Genomic DNA, 2,512 nt, shown 5'->3' on the forward strand with positions numbered 1-2,512 from the left:
ACCGGCACAAATCATGCTTTTCACGCTGCTTTTAGGGCGATTCACGCAGGTTTGCTTCCAAAATCCGGTAAAGTGTGAGATAATCAAAGTACCGTAATGCATACCCCCCCCCGTAATAATTTTCGCAAAGGAGGAACCCCTATGAAACGAAATATTTTGGCCCGGCGGGCAGCTTCCGCTGCGCTGGCAGCGTGCATGATGTTCAGCCTTTCCGCCCCGGCTCTGGCCGCAAGCACCGATGCCCTGCTCCAGCAGAGCACCGCCGCCAAAAGCGCGGTGAGCGTGCTGGACGAAGAGAACGGTATGATGGAAGAAGAACCTGCGTATCAGATGAATCTCAAGGACGGCAGCATCAGAGTCTATATTGGGGAGGATGGCAAACAGTATGCCAAGCAGGGCAATAATGAAGCTCAGCAAAAGGACGATCTGCAGATCACAACGGACGGCGGCCGGACGACCAACACCCTGACCATCGAAGGCGGCACCACTGGTGCAAAAGTCACGCTGTCCAATGTCAATATCGATGCTCCCGGCGCGGCAGTCTCGGTCAGCGGCAATGTGGAGCTGGTTATTACAGGCACCAACATCCTGCGCAGCGGCGAGAACCGCGCCGGTCTGGAAAAGGCAGACGATGACGGGACCCTGACCATCGACGGCACCGGCTCGCTGGAGGCCTACGGCGGTGATTGTGCAGCTGGCATTGGCAGTAGTTATAATAACAACGTCCGTAATATTGTCATCAACGGCGGCACCATCACTGCAGAGTGCACAGGGAGGGATGGTGCCGGCATCGGCGGCGGCCATTCTGGCAAGGCTGAAAATATCAGGATCAATGGCGGCGTGGTGACGGCCACGGGCGGCGAGTGGGGTTACGGTATTGGCAGTGGTTATAATGAATATTCGCTGTTGCCTACGACCATTACCATTACCGGCGGCACCGTGAAGGCCATTGCAGGAAAGCCCGGAGCAGCCATCGGCGCGTTGGCAAGTGCGAATGACCTGACCATGACCGGCGGCAGCCTTACCGTACAGAAATTCAAAGATAGTTGGGGCTGGATCATAAGTCCCAGCAGTACCATCGTTGAGGTGGACAAAAACAGCCTGACCGGTGCTATCACCTATTTGAACCAAGACGGCAAGGTGGAGGATACCGCAAACTGGGATATTACAGTCAATGAGACAGCTGTTAACGGTGTAAACTATAAAGATATCTTAGGTGATGGTGCCCTCTGCTATGACATTGAGAAAAAGACCCTGACGGCAAAAGAGAGGATCAATTATGTGCTGAAGGTCAGAGCGCCGGAGACGGATGTCATTTTGAACGGCGGCATCGGCGCAAGAAGTAGTTTGACGATCGGACAGCAAGGCGATTCGAGTGCTGTAGGTGCACACGATGTGACCGTTACCAGTGACCGGTATGATGCAATTCAGGGCGAGGCTGACATCAACTGCACCGGTAAGGTGAATATCCGCAGCGACAAAAGTATGGCTGTGAACGGAAGCCTGAACATTTATGATTCCAGCGAAGTGACGCTTTCTGCAGGCAGCAACGTTGTGAATGGCAGCGCAAATATCACCAGCAATGGTAACGTGGCCATTTACAGCACCGTTGGCAGAGCGGCGGAAAAACTGACCATCAACAACGCCGAGAATGTCACCATTTCCATCAGAGATGCCGCAGGAGCAGTCTCCGGAGATACCAAGATCACCGCTTCCGGTACTGTGACCCTGAAAAACAACGCACAGGGCGGCCGTGTGGGCACTGTTGCCTTTACACAGGCAGGCGGCAAAAACTACGTCTACTATACCAGCGAAGAGCCGGATGCAAAGCTGATCGACCCGCGCATTCATCCGCTTGCAGAAGCGGCAGGAAGCAGATACCTGCGCATTGAGCCGAGGGAGACTTACAGCATTACCGTGAAAAACGGCACCGCACAGGTGGGCGACGACACCACCGGCCTGACCAGCGCCTTTGAGGGTGAAACGGTCACGGTGAGCGGTAAGAACGAAAACCCGAGTGTTACAAAGTTCGGCGGCTGGAAAGTGATCAGCCCGGAAAGCTTTGAACTGACCGAAGCGCAGAAAAATACCGAAAAAAATATGACCTTCACCATGCCGGCCAGCCCGGTGGAGCTGAAAGCTTCTTATAGCTTCCCGGCACCTGTATTAGATATGCAGGTCACAGTGAAGGACGGCACGATCCGCGTCGGAAAGGGCGAAAGACAGACGGGCACGGTGTTCGTACAGCCGGGCCAGACCGTCACGATCGAAGCCAATGAGCCTGTCAAGGAGAATGAGTCGTTCCATCACTGGAAGGTGGAAAAAGATTCCAGCAAGAATATTGGCATAATTGAGGGTAGTCTGGGCTCCGAAACGGAAAAGGGCACGGAAAAGATCGTCTTTACCATGCCGCAGGACGGCGTGAAGCTGACCGCCGTTTACAGCATCCCCGCTTCCGTGCTGAGGAGTACCGTTACTGTTGAGGGCGGCACGGCAAAGTCCACTCTGGGCG

The 2,512-nt window shown here is 54.6% G+C and carries 1 pseudogene; it reads left to right on the top strand.

What is annotated here, in order from left to right:
* Window positions 1-141: 141 nt before the first annotated feature.
* Window positions 142-2,512, top strand: a pseudogene (locus QZL71_RS12995) (hypothetical protein); the annotation flags it as partial.

The sequence above is a fragment of the uncultured Faecalibacterium sp. genome (genome assembly GCF_900066275.1).
GTDB lineage: Bacteria > Bacillota > Clostridia > Oscillospirales > Ruminococcaceae > Faecalibacterium > Faecalibacterium taiwanense.